General features: G+C 62.1%; 23 protein-coding genes and 1 pseudogene. 12 read left to right on the plus strand and 12 right to left on the minus strand.

Annotated elements, in window-relative coordinates:
• Nucleotides 1-50 precede the first annotated feature (50 nt).
• Nucleotides 51-1,838 carry an aspartate--tRNA ligase gene (gene aspS, locus YH62_RS04150; RefSeq protein WP_046793042.1) on the minus strand — a complete coding sequence of 596 codons (1,788 nt, stop codon included), beginning with the start codon at nucleotides 1,836-1,838 and terminating at the stop codon, nucleotides 51-53.
• 104 nt (nucleotides 1,839-1,942) lie between these two features.
• Nucleotides 1,943-2,875 (minus strand): LysR family transcriptional regulator, encoded by a 933-nt coding sequence (locus YH62_RS04155; RefSeq protein ID WP_046792835.1) that lies wholly within the window; start codon nucleotides 2,873-2,875, stop codon nucleotides 1,943-1,945.
• Nucleotides 2,876-3,001: 126 nt separating this feature from the next.
• Between YH62_RS04155 and YH62_RS04160 the strand changes: the two genes are divergently transcribed.
• From YH62_RS04160 to rnd, 3 genes are all read left to right on the plus strand, one after another.
• Nucleotides 3,002-3,358 carry an antibiotic biosynthesis monooxygenase gene (locus YH62_RS04160; protein ID WP_046793043.1) on the plus strand — a complete coding sequence of 119 codons (357 nt, stop codon included), beginning with the start codon at nucleotides 3,002-3,004 and terminating at the stop codon, nucleotides 3,356-3,358.
• A 160-nt stretch (nucleotides 3,359-3,518) separates the two neighbouring features.
• A complete protein-coding gene (locus YH62_RS04165) occupies nucleotides 3,519-4,757 on the plus strand; it encodes an MFS transporter (RefSeq protein ID WP_046792836.1) in 1,239 nt (412 codons plus the stop codon).
• A gap of 67 nt (nucleotides 4,758-4,824) precedes the next feature.
• On the plus strand, nucleotides 4,825-5,970 hold the full coding sequence (gene rnd, locus YH62_RS04170; RefSeq protein ID WP_046792837.1) for a ribonuclease D: 1,146 nt from the start codon (nucleotides 4,825-4,827) through the stop codon (nucleotides 5,968-5,970).
• Nucleotides 5,971-6,009: 39 nt separating this feature from the next.
• Here the strand turns inward: rnd and YH62_RS04175 are convergent, their stop codons facing one another.
• Nucleotides 6,010-6,417, minus strand: a complete 408-nt coding sequence (locus YH62_RS04175) for a DUF2000 family protein (RefSeq protein WP_046792838.1) — start codon at nucleotides 6,415-6,417, stop codon at nucleotides 6,010-6,012.
• A 127-nt stretch (nucleotides 6,418-6,544) separates the two neighbouring features.
• Here YH62_RS04175 and YH62_RS04180 point away from each other — a divergent pair.
• Together YH62_RS04180 and YH62_RS04185 are read left to right on the plus strand one after the other, a co-directional pair.
• A pseudogene (locus tag YH62_RS04180) lies at nucleotides 6,545-7,296 on the plus strand (AraC family transcriptional regulator).
• 102 nt (nucleotides 7,297-7,398) lie between these two features.
• Nucleotides 7,399-8,757 carry an esterase-like activity of phytase family protein gene (locus tag YH62_RS04185; RefSeq protein ID WP_046792839.1) on the plus strand — a complete coding sequence of 453 codons (1,359 nt, stop codon included), beginning with the start codon at nucleotides 7,399-7,401 and terminating at the stop codon, nucleotides 8,755-8,757.
• Between the two features lie 57 nt (nucleotides 8,758-8,814).
• Here YH62_RS04185 and YH62_RS04190 read toward each other — a convergent pair whose 3' ends face one another.
• From YH62_RS04190 to YH62_RS04210, 5 genes are all read right to left on the minus strand, one after another.
• Nucleotides 8,815-9,063: a hypothetical protein gene (locus YH62_RS04190; RefSeq protein WP_046792840.1), complete on the minus strand. Its 249-nt coding sequence runs from the start codon at nucleotides 9,061-9,063 to the stop codon at nucleotides 8,815-8,817.
• Nucleotides 9,064-9,328: 265 nt separating this feature from the next.
• A complete protein-coding gene (gene ppx / locus YH62_RS04195; RefSeq protein WP_046792841.1) occupies nucleotides 9,329-10,849 on the minus strand; it encodes an exopolyphosphatase in 1,521 nt (506 codons plus the stop codon).
• A 5-nt stretch (nucleotides 10,850-10,854) separates the two neighbouring features.
• Nucleotides 10,855-13,038: an RNA degradosome polyphosphate kinase gene (locus YH62_RS04200; RefSeq protein ID WP_245282045.1), complete on the minus strand. Its 2,184-nt coding sequence runs from the start codon at nucleotides 13,036-13,038 to the stop codon at nucleotides 10,855-10,857.
• A 71-nt stretch (nucleotides 13,039-13,109) separates the two neighbouring features.
• Complete coding sequence (hdaA, locus tag YH62_RS04205) at nucleotides 13,110-13,817, minus strand: DnaA regulatory inactivator HdaA (RefSeq protein ID WP_046792843.1); 708 nt, start codon at nucleotides 13,815-13,817, stop codon at nucleotides 13,110-13,112.
• A complete protein-coding gene (locus YH62_RS04210; protein ID WP_046792844.1) occupies nucleotides 13,814-14,995 on the minus strand; it encodes an AI-2E family transporter in 1,182 nt (393 codons plus the stop codon). Before YH62_RS04210 ends, hdaA begins: the two co-directional genes overlap by 4 nt.
• A gap of 451 nt (nucleotides 14,996-15,446) precedes the next feature.
• Between YH62_RS04210 and purM the strand changes: the two genes are divergently transcribed.
• The 4 genes from purM to YH62_RS04230 all read left to right on the plus strand — a co-directional run bounded on the left by purM (nucleotide 15,447) and on the right by YH62_RS04230 (nucleotide 18,117).
• Nucleotides 15,447-16,520, plus strand: coding sequence for a phosphoribosylformylglycinamidine cyclo-ligase (gene purM, locus YH62_RS04215; protein WP_046792845.1), 1,074 nt, complete (start codon nucleotides 15,447-15,449; stop codon nucleotides 16,518-16,520).
• The gene (gene purN / locus YH62_RS04220) at nucleotides 16,517-17,176 is read left to right on the plus strand and encodes a phosphoribosylglycinamide formyltransferase (protein ID WP_046792846.1); all 660 of its coding nucleotides are present in this window, start codon (nucleotides 16,517-16,519) and stop codon (nucleotides 17,174-17,176) included. The genes purM and purN overlap by 4 nt, the downstream gene beginning before the upstream one ends.
• Before the next feature lie 66 nt (nucleotides 17,177-17,242).
• Nucleotides 17,243-17,605: an antitoxin Xre/MbcA/ParS toxin-binding domain-containing protein gene (locus tag YH62_RS04225; protein ID WP_046792847.1), complete on the plus strand. Its 363-nt coding sequence runs from the start codon at nucleotides 17,243-17,245 to the stop codon at nucleotides 17,603-17,605.
• Nucleotides 17,602-18,117 carry an RES domain-containing protein gene (locus YH62_RS04230; protein ID WP_046792848.1) on the plus strand — a complete coding sequence of 172 codons (516 nt, stop codon included), beginning with the start codon at nucleotides 17,602-17,604 and terminating at the stop codon, nucleotides 18,115-18,117. The genes YH62_RS04225 and YH62_RS04230 overlap by 4 nt, the downstream gene beginning before the upstream one ends.
• A gap of 6 nt (nucleotides 18,118-18,123) precedes the next feature.
• On the opposite strand, the gene YH62_RS04235 is transcribed toward YH62_RS04230, so the two are convergent.
• Nucleotides 18,124-18,720 (minus strand): NUDIX domain-containing protein, encoded by a 597-nt coding sequence (locus YH62_RS04235; protein ID WP_046792849.1) that lies wholly within the window; start codon nucleotides 18,718-18,720, stop codon nucleotides 18,124-18,126.
• On the minus strand, nucleotides 18,717-20,855 hold the full coding sequence (locus tag YH62_RS04240; RefSeq protein WP_082118225.1) for a molybdopterin oxidoreductase family protein: 2,139 nt from the start codon (nucleotides 20,853-20,855) through the stop codon (nucleotides 18,717-18,719). The genes YH62_RS04235 and YH62_RS04240 overlap by 4 nt, the downstream gene beginning before the upstream one ends.
• Nucleotides 20,856-20,938: 83 nt before the next feature.
• On the opposite strand from YH62_RS04240, the gene YH62_RS04245 reads away from it, so the two are divergent.
• Nucleotides 20,939-21,787 (plus strand): 23S rRNA (adenine(2030)-N(6))-methyltransferase RlmJ, encoded by an 849-nt coding sequence (locus tag YH62_RS04245; RefSeq protein ID WP_046792851.1) that lies wholly within the window; start codon nucleotides 20,939-20,941, stop codon nucleotides 21,785-21,787.
• A gap of 114 nt (nucleotides 21,788-21,901) precedes the next feature.
• Here YH62_RS04245 and YH62_RS04250 read toward each other — a convergent pair whose 3' ends face one another.
• Nucleotides 21,902-22,867: a lysylphosphatidylglycerol synthase domain-containing protein gene (locus YH62_RS04250; RefSeq protein ID WP_046792852.1), complete on the minus strand. Its 966-nt coding sequence runs from the start codon at nucleotides 22,865-22,867 to the stop codon at nucleotides 21,902-21,904.
• Between the two features lie 90 nt (nucleotides 22,868-22,957).
• On the opposite strand from YH62_RS04250, the gene YH62_RS04255 reads away from it, so the two are divergent.
• Nucleotides 22,958-23,629, plus strand: coding sequence for a ribonuclease (locus YH62_RS04255; RefSeq protein ID WP_046792853.1), 672 nt, complete (start codon nucleotides 22,958-22,960; stop codon nucleotides 23,627-23,629).
• A gap of 24 nt (nucleotides 23,630-23,653) precedes the next feature.
• Entirely contained in the window at nucleotides 23,654-24,250 is a 597-nt protein-coding gene (locus YH62_RS04260; RefSeq protein WP_046792854.1) for a glutathione S-transferase, read from the plus strand.
• 67 nt (nucleotides 24,251-24,317) lie between these two features.
• Here the strand turns inward: YH62_RS04260 and YH62_RS04265 are convergent, their stop codons facing one another.
• Nucleotides 24,318-24,959 (minus strand): outer membrane protein, encoded by a 642-nt coding sequence (locus YH62_RS04265; protein ID WP_046792855.1) that lies wholly within the window; start codon nucleotides 24,957-24,959, stop codon nucleotides 24,318-24,320.
• Nucleotides 24,960-24,979: the final 20 nt, after the last annotated feature.

The following is a 24,979-nucleotide window of genomic DNA, read 5'->3' on the forward strand; positions in this document are numbered from 1 at the left end:
CCCGGGTCAAAAGACCAGCGTGTCGTTCGAAAGGTCCGGGCCGGAGCCGATCAGTCCTTCTTCTGCGGGACCACGCGCAACGCCAGCTCGCGAAGCTGGGTGGTCGTCGCTTCCGAGGGCGCGTTCATGAGAAGGTCCTGCGCCTGCTGGTTCATCGGGAACAGGGTGATCTCGCGCAGGTTCTTCGCGCCCGTCAGGAGCATGACGATGCGGTCGATGCCGAAGGCAGCGCCGCCATGCGGAGGCGCGCCATACTGGAAGGCGCGGTACATGCCGCCGAAGCGATCCTCGACGTCCTGCTGGCTCAGGCCCACCATCTCGAAGGCCTTGACCATCAGTTCCGGCAACTGGTTGCGGATCGAACCCGAGGCGATCTCGAAGCCGTTGCAGACCGCATCGTACTGGAACGCCTTGATCGACAGCGGCTCCTTGGTTTCCAACGCCTCCAGCCCGCCCTGCGGCATGGAGAAGGGGTTGTGGGCGAAATCGATCTTCTTCTCTTCCTCGTTATATTCGAAGAACGGGAAATCGACGATCCAGCAAAGCTCGAAGCGATCCTTGTCGGTGAGGTTCAGCTCCTCGCCGACGCGGGTGCGGGCCTCGCCGGCGAACCTGTAGAACTTGTCCGGATCCCCCGCCACGAAGAAGCAGGCATCGCCGTCATCCAGGCCGAGCTGGACGCGGATCGCCTCGGTGCGCTCCTCGCCGATGTTCTTGGCAAGCGGACCGGCGCCTTCGAGCTTGTCGCCTTCCTTGCGCCAGAAGATGTAGCCGAGGCCGGGCTGGCCCTGCTGCTGCGCCCAGGCGTTCATCCGGTCGCAGAAGGCTCTGGAGCCGCCGGTCTTGGCCGGGATGCCCCAGACTTCGACCTTCGGGTTGGATGCGATCATGTTGGCGAAGACCTTGAAGCCGGAGCCGGCGAAATGGCTGGTCACCGCTTCCATGACGATCGGGTTGCGCAGGTCCGGCTTGTCGGAACCGTATTTGCGGATCGCCTCGTCATAGGGGATGCGCGGCCATTCCTTGGTGACCGGCTTGCCGTCGGCGAATTCCTCGAAGATCGAGGTGATCAGCGGGCTCATCGTTTCCCAGACTTCTTCCTGGGTGACGAAGCTCATCTCAAGGTCGAGCTGGTAGAACTCGCCCGGCAGGCGGTCGGCGCGCGGGTCCTCGTCGCGGAAGCAGGGGGCGATCTGGAAATAGCGGTCGAAGCCGGCGACCATCAGGAGCTGCTTGTACTGCTGCGGCGCCTGCGGCAGGGCGAAGAACTTGCCCTGGTGGATACGGCTCGGAACCAGGAAGTCGCGTGCGCCTTCCGGCGAAGAGGCGGTGAGGATCGGCGTCGTATATTCGGTGAAGCCGATATTCGTCATCTCGCGGCGCATGGCCGAGATGATCTGGGTGCGCTTGACGATGTTCTTGTGCAGCGTTTCACGGCGAAGATCGAGAAAGCGGTAGCGCAGGCGCACGTCTTCCGGATAATCCGGCTCGCCGAAGACCGGCAGCGGCAGTTCCTTGGCGGCCGAAAGCACCTCGATCTCCTGCGCGTAGAGCTCAATCTCGCCGGTGGCCATGCCCTTGTTGACCGTGTCCTCGGAGCGAGCCTTGACGAGGCCGTCGATGCGGATCACCCATTCGCCGCGTACGGTTTCGGCGATCTTGAAGGCCGGACTGTCCGGGTCCGCCACCACCTGGGTCATGCCGTAGTGATCGCGCAGGTCGATGAAGAGAACGCCGCCGTGGTCTCGCACGCGATGCACCCAACCGGACAAACGGACGGTGGAACCGACATCGGACTTCCGGAGGGCGGCACAGGTGTGGCTGCGGTAACGATGCATTTTCAAGAATCCTGGACTGGTGCACTTGCGGCAATGGGCGACGCGCGCCGCCGGGCCGGCATAGGGGAAAATCGGCGCGAAAAGCGCATGACCCGCCCCGTTTGTCAAGGCTTGGCAGCCGAACCTGCCGCCGCCGGCGCAGGCACGGAGCCGTCTACAACGAGATTATCCGCCATGAAATCCACAAAGGCGCGAATTTTCGGCGACAGAAAGCGGCTTGTCGGCCAGAGCACGCGGAAGCTTCCCGTCTGGACGATATGATCGTCCAGCAAGGTGACGAGGCGCCCGTCCTCGAGCTGCGGCTTGATGACGAAGGGAGGAAGGCAGGCTATGCCAAAACCTTCCTCGGCAAGATGGATGATCGGCTCAAGCGTGCTGGCGGTGACGGCGACCGGCAAGACCAGGCGCGCATTGCCACCTTCAGCGGCGAATGGCCAGGGTTCCAGCTTGCCGGTACTCGGATAGCGATGGTGCAGACATTTGTGATGCAGAAGATCCGCCGGCACTTCAGGCCGGCCCCATGTCGCGATATAACCGGGCGAAGCGACGACCCGGTGGCGGAACGAGCCGAGCTTGCGACTCATCAAACGCGTGTCCCGTACCTCGCCTGTGCGGATGACCGCATCGAACCCCTCCTCGATCACATCCACCAAGCGATCGGTAAAATCGAGATCCATGGTGATTTCGGGATAGGCACGCATGAACGCCGAGATGGTCGGCATCAGGAGTATGCCAACCAGCGGCAGGCTGACCCGCAATATGCCTCCGGGAACTGCGCGCAACCGCGACAACTCCGATTGTGCCGCATCCAGCTCGGACAAGATGCGCCGGCACGTATCGAGGAAATAACTGCCCTCCTCCGTCAGCGTCATGCTGCGCGTGGAGCGGTGGAAGAGGCGTACCCCCATCTCCTGCTCCAGTCTCGCCACCGCCTTGCCCACCGCGGAACTTGATATTCCCAGCCGCCCGGCAGCGGCGACGAAACTGCCGCTTTCCGCCGCCTGGACGAAGATGCCGAGCGTTCCCAACCTGTCCATCGTCACTCCAATTGCGGAATTTTTATCCTGACTATCATGAATACCGGATTATTTATCTTCTATTATCACCCCGGTATCCAGTTTCGGCGCGGCCAAGACCGCTTCCCGACCGAAAGGACCGAACTGATGGACATGCTTTCTACCGCCCATTTCTCCGCAACGCCGGAACCGACCACTTTCATCGTCAACGTGATCCACGCCCATCCCGGCAAGCAGGAGGAAGCCTTCCGCATCATTCAGGACGTCGTGCACTACGTAGCGGAACGGAAGGAAGGCTTTCTCTGGAGCAATCTCGCCAAAAGCACGGATGGCAAGACGGTGGTGAATATCGAAGCCATCCGGGATGCAGGCAATGTGGACGAATTCTTCTCGGACCCGGTCTTCCGTGAGAAATTCAGCAAGCTCGACGAAGTCTCGACATTCGAATTCCACACGTATTCCGTCGGCGATCTCATCCTGCCCAAGCTTGGTCAACAGGGTTAGCGGTATCCTTGCAGAAGCCCTGCCCCACAGGGCTTCTGCACCCGATGCCAAAACTCTTGCGCGAGAAGACCGGGCAAGGTCGTTTATGAGCTGTATCAAGTATCGCTGACGCGATAGAACCGCTTTGTCATCTCCGACAGCGATTCTTTTCCCGGCACCCATGAGCCATATCCGCCCCCTGATTCCCCTGCTCGTCACGGCCGGCATATTGATCGGAGGAAACGGGCTCCAGGGCACGTTCATCGCGCTCCGCGGCACGCATGAGGGCTTCTCCCCATCGACCATCGGCATGATCGGCGCGGGCTACAGCGTCGGCTTTGCGCTCGGCTGCGTCTATGTCACGCGGCTTCTGCGCCAGATCGGACATATCCGCACCTTTTCGGCGATGGCGGCGATCGGCGCTTCATGCTCGCTCGCCATGTCGCTCGTCATCGATCCGACCTTCTGGTTCGCCATGCGCTTCCTGATCGGGATTTCCGTCGCAAGCCTCTTCGCGACCGTGGAAAGCTGGATCAACGCGAAGGTGACCAATGCCAACCGGGCGCGCACGCTTTCCATCTACCGCTTCGTCGATCTCGGCTCGGTGACGGTGGCGCAATATCTCATACCCGGCATCGGCATAGAAGGGCCGATCATCTTCGCCATCATCACCATCGCCATGACGCTCTCGCTGGTGCCGATCTCGCTTGCCGACAAATCCAGCCCCTCCCCGCCGGAAGCCATCGCCTTCGACCTGCGCGCCGTCTGGCGCATCTCGCCGCTCGCGGTCGTCGGCGTCATCGCCGTCGGGCTCTCGATGGCGGCCTTCCGCAATATCGGGCCGATCTATGCCGAAGAGATCGGCATGAGCATCACCTCGATCGCCACCTTCATGAGTGCAGGCATCATCGGCGGCGTGGTGCTGCAATATCCGCTCGGCGCCTATTCCGACCGGCTCGACCGCCGCAAGGTGATCCTCTGGGCGGCGATCGGCTCGGTCGTGACCGGAGCCTATCTCTCCTTCGGTGCCGGAACCGACGAGACCGCCAACATCATCGGCGTCTTCCTGTTCGGCGCCTTTTCGATGCCGCTCTATTCGCTCTGTTCGGCGCATGGCAACGACCACGCGCGAATGGGCGAACATGCGCTGGTTTCGGCGGGGCTGCTGTTCTTCTGGTCCGCCGGCGCGACCGTGGGGCCGCTGCTTGCCTCGATACTGCTCGAATATTACGGCCCCCGCGCCTTCTTCCTCTATACGTCGGTGATCTTCGCGGCCTTCATCCTCTTCACCATCCGGCGCATGGGCGTGCGCGACCCGGTGCCGCCCACTGAGCGCAGGTCGCGCTTCCGGGCGCTCCTCAGGACCTCCGCCTATTTCAACAAACTTGCCGCTCCGGTGGAGAAAGAACGCAAGGATTGAACCGCCACGGTTGACATATGCGGCGTTGAGGAGGAGGAAGACTGATCAACCCTACGTGACCTTGGATATGATCGAAACCACTGCCGCTCTCGAGGAAGCCTGCCGGGCGCTCGCCCAATCCGACTTCATCACCATCGACACCGAATTCCTGCGCGAGACCACGTTCTGGCCGGAACTCTGCCTCATCCAGATGGCGAGCCCGACGCTGGAAGTGCTGGTCGATCCGCTCGCCAAGGGTATGGACCTCCAGCCCTTCTTCGAGCTGATGGCGAACCCGAAGGTGGTCAAGGTCTTCCACGCCGCGCGGCAGGACATCGAAATCGTCCACCATCTCGGCAATCTCGTGCCACACCCGATCTTCGATACGCAGGTCGCCGCCATGGTCTGCGGCTTCGGCGATTCGGTCTCCTACGACCAGCTCGTCAGCCGCATCAAGAACGTGCATATCGACAAGTCCTCGCGCTTTACCGACTGGAGCCGCCGCCCGCTTTCCGAAAAGCAGCTCGAATATGCGCTCGCCGACGTGACGCATCTGCGCGACGTCTATCTGGCGCTGAAGGAGCAGCTCGAACGGGAGGGCCGCGCGCTATGGCTGACCGAGGAGATGGCGATCCTCGAATCGGCCGGCACCTACGATCTCCATCCCGACGACGCCTGGCTTCGGCTGAAATCGCGCCTGCGCAAGCCGCAGGAGCTGGCGATCCTGAAACATGTCGCCGCCTGGCGGGAGCGCGAGGCGCGCGGCCGCAACGTGCCGCGCTCGCGCGTGCTGAAGGACGACGCGATCTACGAGATCGCCCAGCAGCAGCCGAAGGATGCCGAGGCACTTTCGCGCCTCAGGACCATCCCGAGGGGCTGGGAGCGCTCCGCCTCCGGCGCGGCAATCGTAGACGCGGTCAATGCCGCGCTTTCGCTTCCGAAAACGGAGATGCCGCATCCGCCTAAGCACACGCATGTGCCGGAAGGCACGGCTGCGGCGGTCGAGCTTCTCAAGGTGCTCCTGAAGCTCATCTCCGACAAGCAGGGCGTGGCCGCCAAGATCATCGCCAATACCGACGACCTCGAAAAGATCGCCGCCGAGGGCGAGCAGGCTGCGGTTCCGGCGCTGCATGGCTGGCGGCGCGAGCTCTTCGGCGAAACGGCGCTGAAGCTCATCGACGGCGGCGTGGCGCTGCGCTTCGTCAACAAGAAGGTCGAGGCGGTGGAGCTTTAAGCAAGCTCCACGATCCTAGCCTCGTGTCGGCTCTGTTCCTTAAGCGTGCATCTTCGCACCCTTGGTGATCTTGTCGACGGTCTTCTTCTCCGCCCGCATGGCGATGCCGACGACCCTGGCATCCTCGGGCGAGAATTGCGCGAAGACGGCGCGGTTTGCGGCATCGTGGCCGGTTGAGAACATCTCCTCGACATAAAGCGACACCGTCACCTCCCGCTCAAGCGAGCGCCTGTGGATCGAACGCAAGGTTTCCTGATCGGCCGACAAGACGACGACAGGCTGGATGCTGAGCGCGTTATAGACATTGCCGGCCGCATCCCGATATGGTTCGCCGATCACGGCTGGATATTGAGCGACGATGCCGCTCGTCAGGAAGGCGGTGACATTCAGCGCCTGCCAGGGAGCAATGTCATCGCGAAGCACGATCGCGATCTTGGTGTCGAACATGAAGACGAACTCCGTTGAAGGTTTTGCAAAGGCCGAAGACCTAGAGGCGATCTGCGCCGGCGGTCTTGAACGTTCGTGCACACGCGACGGCATCGTCCATGCGCCGATCTCGCGCGGTATCGAGCGCATGGAGGCGCGCTTCCACGGCAACGGGTTTTCGCCGCACCGGCACGACACCTATGCGCTCGGCGTGACGCTTTCCGGCGTGCAGACCTTCCATTACCGCGGGTTTCACGGACAAGCCTGCCGGGCAATGTGATCGTGCTGCACCCGGACGAAGTGCATGACGGTGCGGCGGGGACCGACGACGGCTTGCGCTACCGGATGCTCTACCTGCCGCCCGAGAGCCTGATCGACGCAGCCGACGGGGCGCAGAGGCTGCCCTTCGTGGCAAACCCGGTCTTCGCCGACGAAGCGTTCAAGCAATCGCTGGCGGAAGCGCTGCAGAACCTCGAAACCGAGCCGGACGACCTTCTTCTGGACGACCTGATCGCCCGCTTCGCGGCAAGCCTTTGGCGCCATGCGGATGCAGCCGGCCCGCGCGCGGGCCGGATCGACCGCAATGCGGTGCTGCGCTGCCGGGATTATCTCCATGCCAACAGCAACAGAACCGTCACGTCCGAGGAACTGGAAGAGATCGGCGGGCTCGACCGCTATACGCTTGCCCGGCAGTTCCGGGCGCTGCTCGGCACCAGTCCGCACCGCTATCTGGTGATGCGGCGGCTCGACCGCGCCAAGGCCCGGCTCGCCTCCGGCGGCAGCCTCGCCGATGCGGCCTTCGAGGCGGGCTTTGCCGACCAGAGCCACTTCACCCGGCATTTCAAGAATACCTTCGGAATGACGCCCGGGCGTTGGGTCTTGCTCAGCCGCAGCGCATAACCCACAGGGCCGTCACGAAAATTTCAAGCGATCATCACCTGTCCGTCATGCACCCTCACTAACGGGTTCCGTGTGTTCCACACGCACCCCAGAGGGCTTTTCATGACCAGAATTCTGCTCGCTTCCGTCGCCTTCGCCGCGCTGATCGGCGGCTCTGCCGCGGCCGAAGAAAAGGCCTTCCCGGCCAAGCTCGTCTCTCACGCCATTCTGCCGGCCAAGACGCTGATCCCCGCCCCTGCCGATGCCCCCGAGCACCTGAAGGTTTCCGGCAAGTTCACGACCGCCGACCGCAAGCGCACCACGGAGCTCGGCAGCGTCATGGGCAAGGACGGTATCCGCGAAACCGGTCTCGGACTTCCCTTCGACGGCCAGCCCGTGCAGGGCTTCTCCGGAATCAAGACCATGCCGGACGGAAGTTTCTGGAGCCTTTCGGACAACGGCTTCGGTGGCAAGACGAATTCCAGCGACGCGGCGCTGATGCTGCACAATATCCGTTTCGACTGGAATAACGGCACGGTGGAGCGCTCCAACACCATCTTCCTTTCCGACCCGAACCGGATCGCCCCCTTCCCAATCGTGCTGGAGGGTGCTGAGAAGCGTTATCTGACCGGCGCGGATTTCGACCTGGAATCGATCCAGCCGGTGGCGGAGGGTTTCTGGCTCGGCGAGGAGTTCGGCCCCTACCTCCTGAAAGTGAATGCCAATGGCGAGCTGACCGACGTCATCGCGACCGCCGTGGACGGCAAGCCGGTGCTTTCGCCCGACACCCCGACCATCGCGACGCCCGCCAATCCGACCGCCAAGATGCCGGCCTTCAACCTGAAACGCTCCGGCGGCTATGAGGGGCTGGCCATGTCGAAGGACGGCAGCAAGCTCTACGGTCTCCTGGAAGGGCCGCTCTATCTCGAGGACGGTTCGGTGGAGAAAGCCGACGGCCAGACGGCGCTGCGCATCATTGAGCTCGACGTCGCCTCCAAGGCCTGGACCGGACGCTCCTGGCTCTATCCTCTCTCGGAGGGAGGTGAAGCGATCGGCGATTTCAACATGATCGACGACACGACCGCGCTGGTGATCGAGCGCGACAATGGCGCCGGCACGGCGGACAAGGCTTGCGCCGATCCGAAGAAGCCGGCGCCGGACTGCTTTGCAACGCCGGCCAAGCACAAGCGCATCTACAAGATCGAATTTTCGGATGCAAATGTGGGCCAGGCGGCGCGCAAGATCGGCTATATCGACCTGATGAAGGTGCAGGACCCGGACGGCAAGGCCCGCCAGGGCGGCGGCGAAGGCTTCTACGACATGCCGTTCGTCACCATCGAGAACGTCGATGTGGTGGATGCCACGCATATCGTGGTCGGCAACGACAACAACCTGCCCTTCTCGGCGGGTCGCGAACTCAACAAGGCCGACGACAATGAATTCGTTCTGCTGGAAGTGGGGGAATTCCTGAGCGCGAAGTAAGCTCAGGATCAAAAAGCACGACGCCCGGCAATGCCGGGCGTCTTCGTTTGCGGTCAATCAGCTGTCGTTAAGGGTCGACCGATTGACCAGTTTCAGGCTGCGATCAGGCTGGATGCGATAGATCTCGGAGTATTCCGTGCCATTGCTGGTAAAGCGGTGGAAAACCGGGCTGCCGACGGGAGCCTTTTCCAAACGGGATGCCGGTTCACCGCCATAGGTGATGCTGCCGGGAATGGGTTCCAATGCGAAGGCTGCCGAAGAGCTTGCCAGGGCAGCAAAAAGAGCGGCTGCAAGTGTCTTTTTCATGATCGTATCCTTTTGATGCTTTTATGTGTCGAGCCAGTTGGGAGCTGCTCGACATGCACCGCAGGTCGGATCTCGATGCAGGATTTGCAATGACCGTTTTTGCGACCTCTCTATTTCGCAATTGCGAACAATCGAAAGCGCCGCAATGCGCTCTACCTGAGGCCAATTTTTTCAAGGACTTGCATCTGATATTCGCCATTCACAGGCTCTTGAAAAGATCCGTGCAAGAGCTCTCACATCGATTTGAAAAACCGGTGAACTGACCCTATTCGAACCTGAACGCCAGGCGCTTGCCGGTGAGTTTCGCCAGCTGCTGGAGCCTGCCGTCTAGTCTTTCTCCGGCAAAATCCCGGTACTTCGCCGGCACGACGAATTCGAGATCCAGGTTCGGATCGGAGGATGGCCGGAAGCTCAGGTCGTGCACGATGCCCGGCATGGATGCCGAGAAGAGATAGACGACGCGCAGGAGGCCGCCGAGGAGCTTGGCGAGATCGAGCAGGCGCGGCGTGGCGATCGTCGCGAGCGGCCCGGTGGCGCCGTCGTCGTTCAGGCCTTCGAAACGGTAATAGTTGGCGAGCGCCAGATAGGCGCGGCCGGCATGGGTGATGCCGACGAAAGAGGAATGGGCGATCAGGTTCAGCGCCTGCAGTCCGCGATAATCCGGATGCGCGCGCCAGCTGATATCAGCCAGCAGGCAGGCAGCCTGGCGATAGCGGCTCTCCTCTTCCGTCTCCTCGATGCCGAAGACCGGCACCATGCGGCCGGTCCACTCGGCAAGCTCGCGGGCATGTTCGGGAGAACGGGCGCGCAGGATGGCGAGCTGATCGGCGGCGACGAGAAGCGGATCGGAATCGCGCTCGTCATCGGGCAGCAGCGAATAGAGATAGCCCTCGCGCACGCCCTGCGCGGAAAAGCTCACCCGCGCGGGCCTCATGGCACCGAGCACTTCCTGCATGGCGACGGCCCCGAAGGGAAGCAGCGCGCGGCGGCTTTTCGAGACGACCTGCCAGGCGGGGTCCTTGCTGTCCTTCGACTTGATGATCTGGTCGAGGAAATTCAGCATCTCGTCCAGAGGAAGTTCGTATCCCTGCATCATGTGCAGCGGATACCGGGTTACCTCCATGTGGAGTTTGGCGATGTTTCGCCAGGTGCCGCCGACGGCATAGAAGGTGCGGCCCTCTCCGTTCTTCAGGAAACGGGCGGTCCCGACCTGCTTTCTGGCGAAGGCCCGCGCCCGCGAAAGAGAATTGCCGGAAATTTCGGAAAGTCTCAGGCCGCCGAGCGGCAGCGTGATACCCCGGTCGAACTGCGCGCCCCTGATGTCGATGAGTTCGAGCGAGCCGCCGCCGAGGTCTCCGGCGATGCCGTCCGTATCATGAAAGCCGCTGATGACGCCGAGCGCGGAAAACCGCGCTTCCTCTTCGCCCGAAAGGACCTGCACTTCCTGGCCGAGGATTTCCTCGGCCGCACGGATGAATTCGGGTCCGTTGGAGGCTTCGCGGGCGGCGGCAGTCGCCAGAACGTAGGTGTCGGTGGCGCGCGCCTGGCTGGACAGCGCCTTGAAACGCCGCAAGGAAGCCAGCGCCCGGCCGACCGCCTCCTCGTCCATGCGTCCGGTGGACCCCAGCCCCTTTCCGAGACCGCACATGACCTTTTCGTTGAAAAGGATGGTCGGCGCGCGCGACAGGCCTTCGTAGATAACGACACGGACGGAGTTTGAGCCGATGTCGATGACGGAGACAGGGGCGATTCCCGGAAGACGCCCCTGGGCTTCAGATCGAACCATATTGCCTATTTCTTGCGTCCGGACATCAGACCGGCGATCAGTTTCGGAGCACTCGATTTCAGAGCTTCTCCACGACCGGACAGACTAGGATTGGTCATGAAGTAATGCTGAGCATTGAAAGGCTCCTCGCCTTTGCGCACTTCCATGCGCCGGGAGGTACCGTCCGGCAATATCTCGTAGCTCTGCTGGTTGTCAATCAGGTTGCCCAGCATGATCTGTGAAAGAACCTGCTCGTGCACCGTCGGGTTCAGGAGCGGAACCAGCGTCTCGACCCGGCGGTCGAGGTTTCGAGGCATCATGTCGGCGGAGCCGATATAGACGAGCGCCTTGTCCGAAGGCAGGCCATAGCCGTTGCCGAAGCAGAAGATGCGGCTGTGCTCCAGGAAGCGGCCGACGATAGACTTGACGCGGATGTTGTCCGAAAGCCCCGGCACCTGCGGCCGCAGGCAGCAGATGCCGCGCACGACGAGATCGACTTCCACGCCGGCCCGGCTTGCGCGATAGAGCGCATCGATGATGTCGGGGTCCACCAGCGAGTTCATCTTCATCCAGATCGCCGCCGGCTTGCCGTTCTCAGCGTGGCAGATCTCTTCCTCGATGTGTCGGAGGATGCGCGGACGCAGCGTATAGGGCGAGACTGCGAGCTTCATGCTCTCCTCCGGCTCGCCGTAGCCGGTGATGAAGTTGAAGACGTTCGCCATGTCGTGGGCGATCTTCGGATTGCAGGTGAAGAAGGAAAGGTCGGTGTAGATCTTCGCGGTGACGGGGTGATAGTTGCCGGTGCCGAGATGGCAGTAGGTCCTGAGCCTGCCTTCCTCGCGGCGCACCACCATCGACATCTTGGCGTGAGTCTTGAGCTCGATGAAGCCGAAGACGACCTGCACGCCGGCGCGTTCCAGGTCGCGCGCCCAGCGGATATTGGCCTCCTCGTCGAATCGGGCCTTGAGCTCCACCAGCGCGGTCACCGACTTGCCCATCTCGGCCGCGTCGATCAACGCGCGGACGACCGGGCTGTCGTTCGAGGTGCGGTAAAGCGTCTGCTTTATCGCCAGAACATCCGGATCACGCGCCGCCTGAAGAATGAACTGCACCACCACGTCGAAACTTTCGTAAGGATGGTGGACCACCATGTCCTTTTCGCGGATGGCGGCGAAACAATCTCCGGCGTGTTCGCGGACCCGTTCGGGAAATCGGGCATTGTAGGTTTCGAACCGCAGGTCGTTGCGCGGGGCCTTGGTGATCTCCGACAGCGTGTTGAGAGCCAGAAGGCCGGGCAAGACGGCGACGCGATTTTCCGGCACGCCGAGTTCCTGCACCACGAACTGCCGGAGCGAGGCGGGCATCTCGCTGTCGGTCTCGATGCGGATGACCTTGCCTCGGCGGCGGCGCTTGAGCGCGCTTTCGAAGAAGCGGACGAGGTCTTCGGCTTCTTCCTCGACTTCGATATCGCTGTCGCGAATGATGCGGAAGGTGCCTGCTCCCCTTACCACATAACCGGGGAAGAGCCGGTCGGTGAACATGCCGACGACATCCTCCAGCGTGATGTAGCGGATGGTGTTCGCATCATCGGGAAGGCGGACGAAGCGGTCGAGCGTCGGCGGCAGGCGCAACAGACCCGTCATCGGCTCCTTGCCGTGCATGCTTTCGAGCTGCAGGCCCATGGAGAAGCCGAGGTTGGGAATGAAGGGGAAAGGATGGGCCGGATCGATCGCGAGCGGCGTCAGGACCGGGAAGAGCTCGTCATCGAAAGCCGAGGCAAGCCATGTGCGGTCTTCCGCCGATAGCGCGGCGGGCCGCACGATGAGGATATCTTCCTTGGCGAGATATTGCTGCAGGACCGCGAGCGAAGCCTGCTGCTCCATCTGGAGGTTATCGATCTCCTGAAGGATCGCATCGAGCTGTTCGGCAGGCGACTTGCCGTCCGGGCTGCGCACGACGATGCCCTGGCGCACCTGCCCTTCGAGGCCGGCGACGCGCACCATGAAGAACTCGTCGAGGTTCGCCGCCGAGATCGACAGGAAGCGCACCCGCTCCAGAAGCGGGTGAGCCGTATTCAGCGTTTCTTCCAGAACCCGGCGGTTGAACTGGAGCCAGGAGAATTCGCGGTTGATGAAGCGCTCCGGACTGTTCAACAGGTCATCGAAATTCCCGGCCGTAGCACTTTCCTGCTGATGCGTTTCCGTCGTCATCGAATCCATGATCCACCCCTGGGCTTGCCCTTGTCCGGCCGTATAACAATTTGACGACGGAACTGTGACAGTCAATCGTCGGCGGAGGCATTTCCGAGGTCGTTCAGGACCTCGGCGGCAAGCGGTCGTGTAATCCGCGTGCCGCGGGCAAGCGCCAGACGATCCAGCCGGTCAACGATCGTCTGGGCCGCTCCGAGCGAACGCTCCATCCGGTTAACGATGTAGCCGACAAGTTTGTCATCGATATTAAGCTGGCGATCGGCGAACAATTTCACGATCACCTGGGCCAGGAGTTCCTCGTCAGGCTCGCCGATCTCCACGACGGTCGCCGCCTTCAGCCGCGAGCGGAGGTCCGGCAGGGTGACCGACCAGGAGACGGGCCAGAGACGCGAGGTCATCAGAAGACTGTGGCCGTTCTCCCGCACGCTGTTGATGACGTGGAAGAGCTCCGTTTCGCTGAAGCCGCGACGATCCGCATCCTCGAAGAGAACCGGGCCGGCGGCCGCAAGCTCCACCGCGCCGGAACCGGCAAGCGGATGGATATCGGCCGCGCCGGCCTTTTCCTTCCAGATATTGGCGAGATGGGATTTTCCCGAGCCGACGGGACCTGCCAGCACGACGACGGGTGCCGGCCAGGCCGGCCAATCGTCGACGATCGAGACCGCAGCATTCAACGGGCCGGAAACGAGGAGGTCCTCCCGGCCGCTGGCGGAATCATGTTGAAAAGCGAGCGGCAATTGCTCCTGGCGCTGCCGCTCCCACTCGGTTGTTTCGTTCATTCTGTCTTCTGGGTGTTTGTCTGGCCGGCTGTCTCCGGGCCTGTCGCGGAATGCTCCAGTACCGGCGGCGGCCCGCCATCCTCCCATGGCAGACTTGCCGACCGACCGTAATAAAGATCGCTCTCAAGATAGCGCGAGAGCGCGAAGCGGACAAGGACGCCGACCACGGCGGCCGCGGGCACCGCGATCAGCAGCCCCACGAAGCCGAACATGGCGCCGAAGGCGAAGAGGGCGAACATGAGCCAGACCGGATGCAGGCCGATCCGCGAGCCCATCAGCTTCGGCTGCAGGAAATTGCCCTCGATGAACTGGCCGACGAAGAAGACGGCCGCCGTCGCGATGATCCAGGTATAATCCGGCCAGAACTGCACCAACGCCAAGCCGACCGACATGATGAGGCCGATGAAGGAGCCGATATAGGGGATGAAGCTGATCATGCCGGCGATGAAGCCGATCAGGAGACCGAAATTGAGCCCGACCAGAGAAAGGCCGACCGCATAGAAGATGCCGAGGATGATGCAGATGGAGCCCTGCCCGCGCACGAAGCTCGCGATCACCTCGTCCATTTCGCGGGCAAGGCGGCGAACGGTAGACGTCTGGTCGCGCGGCACCCAGCCATCCACCTTGGCGATCATCCGGTCCCAATCGAGCAGGATATAGAAGGCCACGACCGGCGTGACGATCAACAGGGAAACGACGTCGACGATCGCCTTGCCGGAATTCCAGATCTGCGTGAACAACGTGCCGATGAAGCCGGCGCCCTGGCCCAGCACCTCGGAAAAGTTCTGCTTCATCGTCTCGATCTGGGCGCTGATCCAGCCTGGCAGGATCGAGTTTTCGGGGCTGGCGATCAATTGCTGCAACTGAGAGACATAGCCTGGAAGAGCAGCCGCGAACTCGGTGAACTGATTGACGATGATCGGGATGACGATCATCAGCGACAACGCGAAAATCAGGACGAAGCTGACAAGGATGACCACCGAAGCCATAAGGCGGCTCAAGCCCCGCCGCTCGAGCCAATCGGCCACCGGATCGAGGAAATAGGCGAGCGCCATGCCGGCCACGAAGGGCAGAAGGATGGTGCGGAATGCCCACAGGAAAAGAACGAAGACGAGGAGCGCGCCGATCCAGAAAAGGATGTGGCGCCTGAGGCTCGCGCCGCTGACATGGTATGGCATCTCTGCGTCCCTTCGAGTTGGCCGGGCCGGGTCAGGGATAGGATGATGCTGCCCGCAAGGTCAAGACTAGGACCAATCGACACTCAGGTTTCAGGCGCGGCGCGAGCCGGATTTCGTGGATGGCAAGGAGAAGCGACCGAGGTGGAGCATAACTCCACGAGGGCGGTTCGACGCAGCAAGGCGCGAAATCCGCCGCGTCCCGAAGGGATATGGTGAAAATCGCCCATTTCTGCGTCGCCAACCCTAGATGGAGTTTGGCTCCATCGTCGGTTTGGCTCCTAGAACTGAACGATTTTCCCTCATACCGCGCTCCAAACCCTGAATGTCGATTGGTCCTCGCAAAGCCAGGCGGCATCAAGCGGTGAAAAGCTTTCAAAACCGGCGCTGACGCTTGCATATCGCACCATCTCGTGCAATTGCGAGCCGCTATAGAATTCATTGGAGACGAACGATGAGCGAGCCGGGCAAAAACGGTCTCACCTATAGCGATGCGGGCGTGGATATCGATGCCGGCAATCTGATGGTGGAGAAGATCAAGCCGGCCGTGCGCTCCACCCGCCGCCCCGGCTCCGACAGCGAGATCGGCGGCTTCGGCGGGCTCTTCGACCTCAAGGCCGCCGGCTTCACCGACCCTGTTCTCGTCGCGGCCAATGACGGCGTCGGCACCAAGCTCAAGATCGCGATCGACGCGGATTTCCACGATACCGTCGGCATCGATCTCGTCGCCATGTGCGTCAACGATCTCGTGGTGCAGGGCGCCGAGCCGCTCTTCTTCCTCGATTATTTCGCCACCGGCAAGCTCGACCCCGACCAGGGCGCGGCGATCGTCAACGGGATTGCCGCCGGCTGCCGCGAGGCGGGCTGCGCGCTGATCGGCGGCGAGACGGCCGAAATGCCGGGCATGTATTCCGACGGTGACTATGACCTGGCGGGCTTCGCCGTGGGGGCGGCCGAGCGCGGCCAGCTTCTGCCGGTCGGCGACATAGCCGAAGGCGATGCGATCCTCGGCCTCACCTCTTCGGGCGTGCATTCCAACGGCTTCTCGCTGGTGCGCAAGATCGTCGCCCTTTCCGGCCTCGGCTGGGATGCGCCGGCGCCGTTCTTCACCGGAAAGTCGCTCGGCGAGGCGCTGCTGACGCCCACCCGCATCTATGTGAAGCCGCTCCTGAAGGCGATCCGCGAAACAGGCGCGCTGAAGGCTCTCGCGCATATCACCGGCGGCGGTTTCCCGGAGAACATTCCGCGCGTGCTGCCGAAGAACCTCGCGGCCGAAATCGATCTCGATTCCATTCCCGTGCCGCCCGTCTTCTCCTGGCTCGCCAAGACCGGCGGCGTGGAAGCCAAGGAAATGCTGCGCACCTTCAACTGCGGTATTGGCATGATCGTGGTCGTCGCCGCTGAGAATGTGCAGGCCGTCACGGATATCCTCACCGAGGAAGGCGAGATTGTCGTGCCGCTCGGGCGGATGGCCGCGCGCGCCGAGGGCGAAGCCGGCGTCATCTACAAGGGCACGCTTGGCCTATGAGTTCGGCTAAGAAACGCGTCGTCATCTTCATTTCCGGCAGCGGCTCCAACATGGTGGCGCTCGCTGACGCCTGCGCGGTTGCCGATTTTCCGGCGGAGGTCGTGGCAGTCATTTCCGACACGGCGAATGCCGGCGGACTGGAAAAGGCCAGGGCGCGCGGCATCAGGACGTTCGCCTTCGAGCGGAAGGATTTCGCAAGCAAGGCCGAGCACGAGGCGGCGATCTTCGCGGCACTCGACGAGGTTTCGCCGGATATCCTCTGCCTGGCCGGTTATATGCGGCTGCTTTCGGCGGATTTCATCAACCGCTACGAAGGCCGCATCCTCAACATCCATCCTTCCCTCTTGCCGCTGTTTCCCGGCCTTCACACCCATCAGCGCGCGCTCGATGCCGGCATGAAGGTGGCCGGCTGCACGGTGCATTTCGTGACCGAAGCGATGGACGAAGGCCCGATCGTCGGCCAGGCCGTCGTTCCCGTTCTTCCCGGCGATACGGCCGAGACGCTCGCCGCCCGCCTGCTGACTATCGAGCACAAGCTCTATCCGCTTTCGCTGCGGCTGGTTGCCGAGGGCAAGGCTCGGATGGAGGGCGGAAGGGTTGTCGGCGTAGACTTGCCGCTGAAGGACGAGGCGAGATTGATATCTCCCGCGCCTTAACACAGCCATCGACAAAACTACGTTTTCGACGTAAATTTGTACGTGAATTACGTACAAGAGGCATACATGCCAAACAAACGTCAAGCCGAAGCCTTTCAGGAAGCGCCTTCGATGGAAATCGAAGCGGTATCCTCACGCCTCGGCATTTCCAAAAGGGAACTTGCGGAAACGGCCGGTCTCTCGGTCAATACTCTGCAACGCAAGGAACGGGCTCAAGCACCGGCCGTCGCTGCACGCATCGGCGAGATGGCCGAGATCATCCATCGCGTGAGCGACTGGGCAGGCAGCGAGCGGCAGGCACTGGCATGGTATAGGGCCGAGCCCCTTCCAGCTTTCGGCGGCAGGACCGCCGAAAGCGTTGTGAAAAACGGCAAGGCTGCCGCCCTTCGGGATTACCTCGATCACCTGGCACTCGGCGGTTTTGCTTGAGGTTCCAAGGTGTCTGCTATCGAGCTCATGACCCTCGCTGGGCAATGAGTCCGCTATCTGGTGATGGAGCGGCGATCCGGGGCGCCCGCTTCAATCCCAAAAGCGTCCCTGCCCTTTATCTTTCGACCTCCATTGAGGGTGCCATCATCGAAGCCAGCCAAGGCTTTGGCCATAAAATCCACCCCCTGACGATCTGCTCCTACGAGGTCGACTGCGAAGGTATTGCCGATCTCACGGATAAAGCCGCCCAAGAGGCGCACAGCATCTCTCTCGAGCTCATGGGTTCTGCATGGGCAAGCGCTCTTTCGGACAATAAACGGCCCGGTTCATGGGAGGTCCACGAGAAGCTCAGCATCACCCATGCCGGAATTCTCGTACCATCCTTTGCTCACCGGGCTGGACCTTCAGTCACGAACCTGGTCCTCTGGCAATGGGACACCGCCCTGCCGCACAAGGTAACAGTCATCGATCCGACAGGCCGACTGCCAAAGAACCAAAGATCCTGGGAATAGAATCGCTTAACCGGATGAGATTACAGGCCGGTTCAATGCCGCCCATTGGAGCAGCATGATCGTCTTGGCATCGCAGATCTCGCCTTTCCCGACCATGCTCAGGGCTTGATCCAGCGGCACTTCCATAACCTCGATATCCTCGTGCTCCTCGGCGAGCCCGCCGCCGTCATGCACCCGGTCAGCGAGATCAACGGAAGCAAAGAAGAAGTGGACGACCTCGGTAACCGCGCCGGGTGATGGGAAGGCCTTGAAGAGGAACCGGACATCGCGGACGCGGTAGCCGGTCTCCTCCATAGCCTCGCGGCGGATCGCATCCTCCGGATGGTCGTCGTCCAGAAGACCGGCCGGCACCTCGATCATCCAGCCCTCACCGCCGAGGAGATGGTGCGGAAGACGAAATTGCCTCACCAGCACCACGACATCCCGTTTCGGATCATGGAGCAGGATGCAGGCGGCGGGCGTGCGATGATAGACTTCGCGTTTCAGCCGATGGGTCTCACCGGCCCGATCCGTGTAATCCACATCATAGTTCGACAGCCGCGTCCATCCATTGGAAAGCGTCCACTCGCCGAGGATCGCCACCCGAGACCTCTGCTCGCTCATGCGGCGTCCTTGCGCAGCCAGACGCGGTTGTCGTGAACGGCCGCGCCGCCATAGGGCGCGACAGGATCGGCGCCGGTCAGCACGTTGATGCCCTCGCCATCGAGATGGGCGCTGTTCGGCCATAGCCCTTCGGCAATCAGCACGCCCGGTCGGGCGCCCGGAACGATCCTGGCATGCAGGCGGATTTCGCCGCGCTTGTTGCCGAGGCGAACGATATCACCATCGACGATGCCGAGCCGCTCGGCATCGGTCGGCTCGATCATCACGTCCGGCCGCCCTTCCCGCTCATAGGAGCTCTTCGTCTCGCTGAAGGAGGAATTCAGGAAGCTGCGCGAGGGAGAGGTCGCAAGCCGGAATGGATGCTCCGCATCCACCACCTCGATCACCTCCACGTGGTCGGGGAATTTCGGCAGCGCCGCGACGGGGCCGAGCGGCCCGACGCTCGCGGGCGGCTTATCCGGCGACGGGCCGTTTGCCCAATCCGGACTGAAGCGGAACTTGCCGTCCGGATAGCCGAAGCCCTTGATGAAGTGGGCGGTCTCGAAATCCGGCTGGGCGTCGATCCACTTATCTTGCTTGAGCGCATCATATCCTGGCCAGCCGCTGCCCGTCAGAATGCGATCAATGTGCTCGCGCTCGCTGAGGCCGAAACCGGGGAAGTGATCGACGCCGAGGCGCTTGGCCAATTCCTCGATGACGAAGAGATTGGTGCGCACTGTCGGCGGCGGCTCGGTGAGCTTCGGGCCGAGCAGGATGTGCTGCTGGCCGCCGGCGCGGTAGAGATCGTCATGCTCCACGAACATGGTTGCCGGCAGGACGATATCCGCCACCTTGGCGGTATCGGTCATGAAATGCTCGTGTACGGCGACGAAGAGATCATTGCGCATGAAACCGCGGCGGACGAGGCGCTGTTCCGGCGCGATATTCATCGGATTGGTATTCTGGATGAGGAGTGCCGTCACCGGCCCGCGATGACGCAGAGCTTCGGGATCGCCCGTCAGCACCCGGCCGATCTGCGACTGGTCGAGCATGCGGATGTCCGGGTCCGCGTAGGCGGTGCCCATCAGCTCCGCCTTGCTCAAGCGGAATATCTCGCCATTGTTGTGGAAGGCACCGCCGCCCTCGTATTGCCATGAGCCGAGCACGGTGGCGACCGAAAGTGCCGAGTGCATGGCGACGGTGCCGTTGCGCTGGCGAGAGAAACCGTAGCCGAGGCGGAAGAAGGTTTTCCTCGTGGTGCCGACGAGCCGGGCGAAGGCTTCGATCTCTTCCACCGGCAGGCCGGTGATGGCGGAAGCCCATTCCGGCGTGCGGGTCTTGAGATGCGCTTCCAATCCGGCGGGATCGTCGGCGAACTTGGCCATGTATTCGCGATCGGCATAACCATCGCGGAAGGCGACGTGCATGACGGCGCAGGCGAGCGCCGCATCGGTGCCGGGACGCAGTACGAGCTTGACGTCCGCCTGCTTCATGGTGGGGTTATCATAAATGTCGATGACGACGATCTTCGCGCCGCGTTCCTTGCGGGCCTTCACCGCATGGGTCATGACATTGATCTGGGTGGAGACCGCGTTGGTGCCCCAGATCACCACACAATCGGCCTTCGCCATCTCGCGCGGATCGGGACCACGAAGCGCGCCGGTGCCCATGACATAGCCGGTCCAGGCCATGTTGGTGCAGATCGTGCCGAAGAAGCCCGAATATTTCTTGGCGTGACGAAGGCGCTCGATCGAATCGCGCTGCACCTGACCCATGGTGCCGGCGTAGAAATAGGGCCAGACCGCTTCCGTGCCGTGCCTGGCCTCCGCCTTGACGAAGGCCTCGGCGATCTCGTCCAGCGCCGCTTCCCAGGAAACCTCCTGCCAGCTCCCCTCGCCCTTGGCTCCGGTGCGCCGCTGCGGCACCATCAGGCGACCGGGGTGGTAGAGCCGTTCGGCATAGCGCGCGACCTTGGCGCAGATGACGCCGGCCGTATAGGTGTTCTCGGCCGAGCCGCGCACGCGGCCGATGCGGCCGTCAGGGGTAAGGTCGACATCCAGCGCGCAGGCCGAGGGACAGTCGTGCGGACAGACGGTATGCCCGACGGTCGAGTGATTGACGGAAGTTTTGGCGGTGATCGGGGTCGCAACGTTCATAGCTTTTCTATATTGCATGCGTAGCCACTCAAAAAGCGCCATTTGCGCTGCATCAAATTAATTGAGGCGAGACAGCAGCCACGATGAACTATCGCCATATCTATCACGCGGGCAATTTCGCCGATGTCCTGAAGCACGCCATTCTGGCGCGGCTGGTCCGCTACGCGCAGAAGAAGGACAAGGCCTTCCGCGTGCTCGACACCCATGCGGGCATCGGGCTCTATGATCTCTCCTCCGAGGAAGCGCAGAAAACGGGCGAATGGCGGGACGGCATCGGCCGGCTGATGGAAGCGGAGCTTCCGGTCGACATCGCCGAGTTGCTGGAGCCCTATCTCGCCGCCGTGAAGGAGCTGAACCCCGGTGGTGCGATGAAGCTCTATCCGGGCTCGCCGAAGCTGGCGCGCATGCTCTTCCGGCCGCAGGACCGGCTTTCAGCCATGGAACTGCACCCGGAGGACCACGGCCGCCTCGCCCGTCTTTTCGAAGGCGATTTCCAGGTGCGCGTCACCGAACTCGACGGCTGGCTAGCGCTCGGCGCGCATCTGCCGCCGAAGGAAAAACGTGGCATCGTGCTGGTCGATCCGCCCTTCGAGGAAGAGGGCGAATATCAGCGGATCGTGAACGGGTTGGCGAACGCCTATAAGCGCTTTTCGGGCGGCACCTACTGCCTCTGGTACCCGCTGAAGAAAGGCGCGCCGATCAAGGCCTTCCACGAGGAACTGCAGGCGCTGGAGATTCCCAAGATGCTCTGCGCGGAACTCATCGTGAAGAGCGACCGGGAGACGACGGGCCTCATCGGCTCGGGACTCATCATCGTCAACCCGCCCTTCACGCTGAAGAACGAGTTGCACGCGCTGCTGCCTTTCCTCAAGACGGTGATGGCGCAGGACCGTTTCGCCTCGCAGCGCGCCTTCTGGCTGCGCGCAGAATAGGTTCTTCCTTACGCAATTCCGGACGAAAAACCGGTTCCCACTTTTCCTGGAATTGCCCCCTTTAGTACACGCAATTCCGGACGGAAAACCGGTTCCCACTTTTCCTTGAATTGCTCAGGGAGAATGCTGCTTGCCGCGCTCCATATCCGGCGGGTGCTGCGCCCGGAATTGCGAGCGTTCGAAGAAGAGGATCACCACGAGCGCGATCGCGAAGGGGATGAGCAGGTAGAACAGCCGGAAAACGAGGAGCGCAGCGATGACATCGGCCGGGTCCATGTCCGGCAGTCCCATCACGAAGACCAGTTCGAGCACGCCGAGCCCGCCCGGCACATGCGAGATCAGCGCGGCCGAAAAGGAGAGGAGGAAGATGCCCAGCACGACGACAAAGCCGGGATTGCCTGCCTCCGGAAGCGCGAAATAGATGATTCCGGCGGCGCCGATCAATTCCAGCGGCGCGATGATCAATTGCGGCAGCACCACACGCGGCGACGGATAGACGATCTTGAACGGACCGATCGTCAGCGCCCGCATTTTCAGAAAACTTCCTGCAACGTAAAGCGCAACGAGCGCGAGCACCACATAACCGGTGGCCGAGGAGGCGGTCACGGGCAAGAGGTCGCCGAAGCGTTCCGTGATATGCGGCTTGAGAATGAGCACTATGCCGGCAAGCAGCACCGTCCCCAGCACGAAGGTGAAGGAGCACAGCGCAATCAGGATGCCGATCTCCGCGGGCGTCAGCCCCCTGGAGGAATAGGCGCGGTAGCGCACCACGCCGCCCGAGACGACGGACGCGCCGACATTGTGGGAAAGGGCATAGGTGGTGAAGGAGCAGATGGTGATGAAAAGCCAGTTCACCTTCCGGCCGAGATGCATGAGCGCGATGCGGTCATATCCGGCCAGCGCCGCATAGGCGAGCAGGGTCGAAACGCCGCACAATATCCAGTTTCGCGTCGAAATCGCCGCCAGGCTTTCACCGAGTTCCTCAAGGGAAAGCCCACGCAATTCCTTGTAGAGAAGCCATGCCGAAACCGCTATGGTCACCGCGCCGACGACGGGCCAGAAATATTTCTTCAAGGTCATCCGATTTTGCCGTTCCCCTTCCTGTCCCCCTGGAGCCGAACCGATCGCAGTAAAGCCGCGGCTCGCCTCCTCACTCTAGGGGCCAAGCCCTTGGCCGATCAACCTTTGCGGACCACATTTGCCGTTTTCCTTGCCGGTTTTCTCACCCTTGCCCCTGCCTTTTCCCCTGGGGCAAAAGCGCAGGACCGCGCAGGCGTCTTCGATTTCTACGTGCTTTCCCTTTCCTGGTCGCCGACCTTCTGCAGCATCGACGGCAGCGGCCGCAACGAGCAGCAATGCGGCGGTGCGGCGGATCACGGTTTCATCGTGCACGGGCTCTGGCCGCAATTCGAAAGGGGCTATCCGGAGTTCTGCCAAAACGGCGAGCCTGGCCGCGTGCCGCGATCGGTGGGCGAGCGGATGTTCGACATCATGCCCTCGATGGGATTGATCGGCCATCAATGGCGCAAGCACGGGCGCTGCACGGGGCTTACCCAGCGCGATTATTTCGCCAGGGTTCGCGAAGCCTTCGAAAGAATCACGCTGCCCTCCGATCTCGCGCGGGGAGAAACGGCAAGGACGCTCTCTTCCGAGGAGATCGAGCGGAAATTCATGGAAGCCAATCCCGGCCTGACGCGCCGGGGCATCGCGGCAAGCTGCGAAAGGCGACAGCTCAAGGAAATCCGCATCTGCCTCACCAAGGACCTCCGCTTCCGCGATTGCGCCGAAGTCGATCGCAACGGCTGCAATGCGAGCCGCATCACCTTGCCAACCATTCGCTGAATGCCTGAATCAGAAGGAAGGATCATGAGACTTCTCTATTCGCCCGCCTCCCCCTATTCCGCCAAGGTTCGCATGGCAGCCCGCCATCTCGGGCTCAAGATTACCGAGGTGAAGACCGATACCAATGCCAACCCGCCGGAACTCGTCCACAACAATCCGCTCGGCAAGATCCCGGTGCTGATCCGTGACGGCGAACCGCCGGTCTATGACAGCGTCGCCATCATGCACCATCTCGACCGGCTTTCGGGCGGAAAGCTCTACCCGAGGAAGGACGAGAAGAGGACCGACGTGGAAGTGCTGGAAGCGCTCTGCGACGGCATCATGGATTGTCTGCTGGCGATCGTCTACGAGCGGCGCTACCGCCCGGAGGACAGGATCCACCAGCCCTGGATCGACAAGCAGTGGGAAAAGGTGATGCGGGGCCTCGACTACCTGGAGAACAACCTGCCGAAGACGGGCAAGAAGCTGAACGGCGGGCACTTCGCGCTGGCTGCGCTGATCGGCTACCTGGACCTGCGCTTCGCCGGACAATGGGCGGAAGGGCGCCCGGCGCTCGCCGCATGGCCGGATGTCTTCACGAAGCGCTTCGCCGAGTATCCGGCCATGCGCGCGGCAGCCTGAACTCACCAAACGGGCACAAAAAAAGCCGGGATCGAGATCCCGGCTTCTTAGTTTGGTCTTGGGAGGCTTAGAACTTGACGCCGATACCGACCTTGACGCTGTGGTCGTCGAAGCCGCGGGAAACGCGGCCGCTGTCAAGATTGTAATCCTTGGAGCCGAAATCCGTGTAGCGGTATTCGACGCGGGCAGTGATGTTGCTGGTGACGAAGGCTTCGACACCGGCACCGACCGTGTAACCGACCGAGGTCTTGTCGTCGGACGAGGTAGCGTCCTTCAGCTCGTTGTTCTGGAAGGCCACACCGGCCGTACCATAGAGCAGGAACGGGTTCATGTCGTAACCGACGCGACCGCGAACAGAGCCGCCCCACGTGGATTCGGCGTCAACCGCGCCACCGAGGATCGTCTGGTCCTGCTTGGAATAGCCGACATCGCCTTCGATACCGTAGACGATCTGGCCGTTCTGCCAGTTGTAACCACCAAAGGCACCACCGCCGGCACCATCGGCGTCATAGTCGCCGCTGCCGAAACGGCCCCAGTCGTAGTTGCCGTAAGCACCGATATAGGCGCCTGCCCAGTTGGACACGGGTGCCGGCTCTTCAACCGCAACCGGAGCTTCCGGAATCTGGTCTACCGCATCAGCCGCGTTGGCAACGGAAAGAGCCGCGAAGCTGACAGTCGAGGCCATAAGGGTTGCGATGAAAATACGCATTCAATTTCTCCTTTTATGCT

This window comes from Rhizobium sp. LC145 (genome assembly GCF_001005825.1).
Taxonomy (GTDB): Bacteria; Pseudomonadota; Alphaproteobacteria; order Rhizobiales; family Rhizobiaceae; genus Neorhizobium.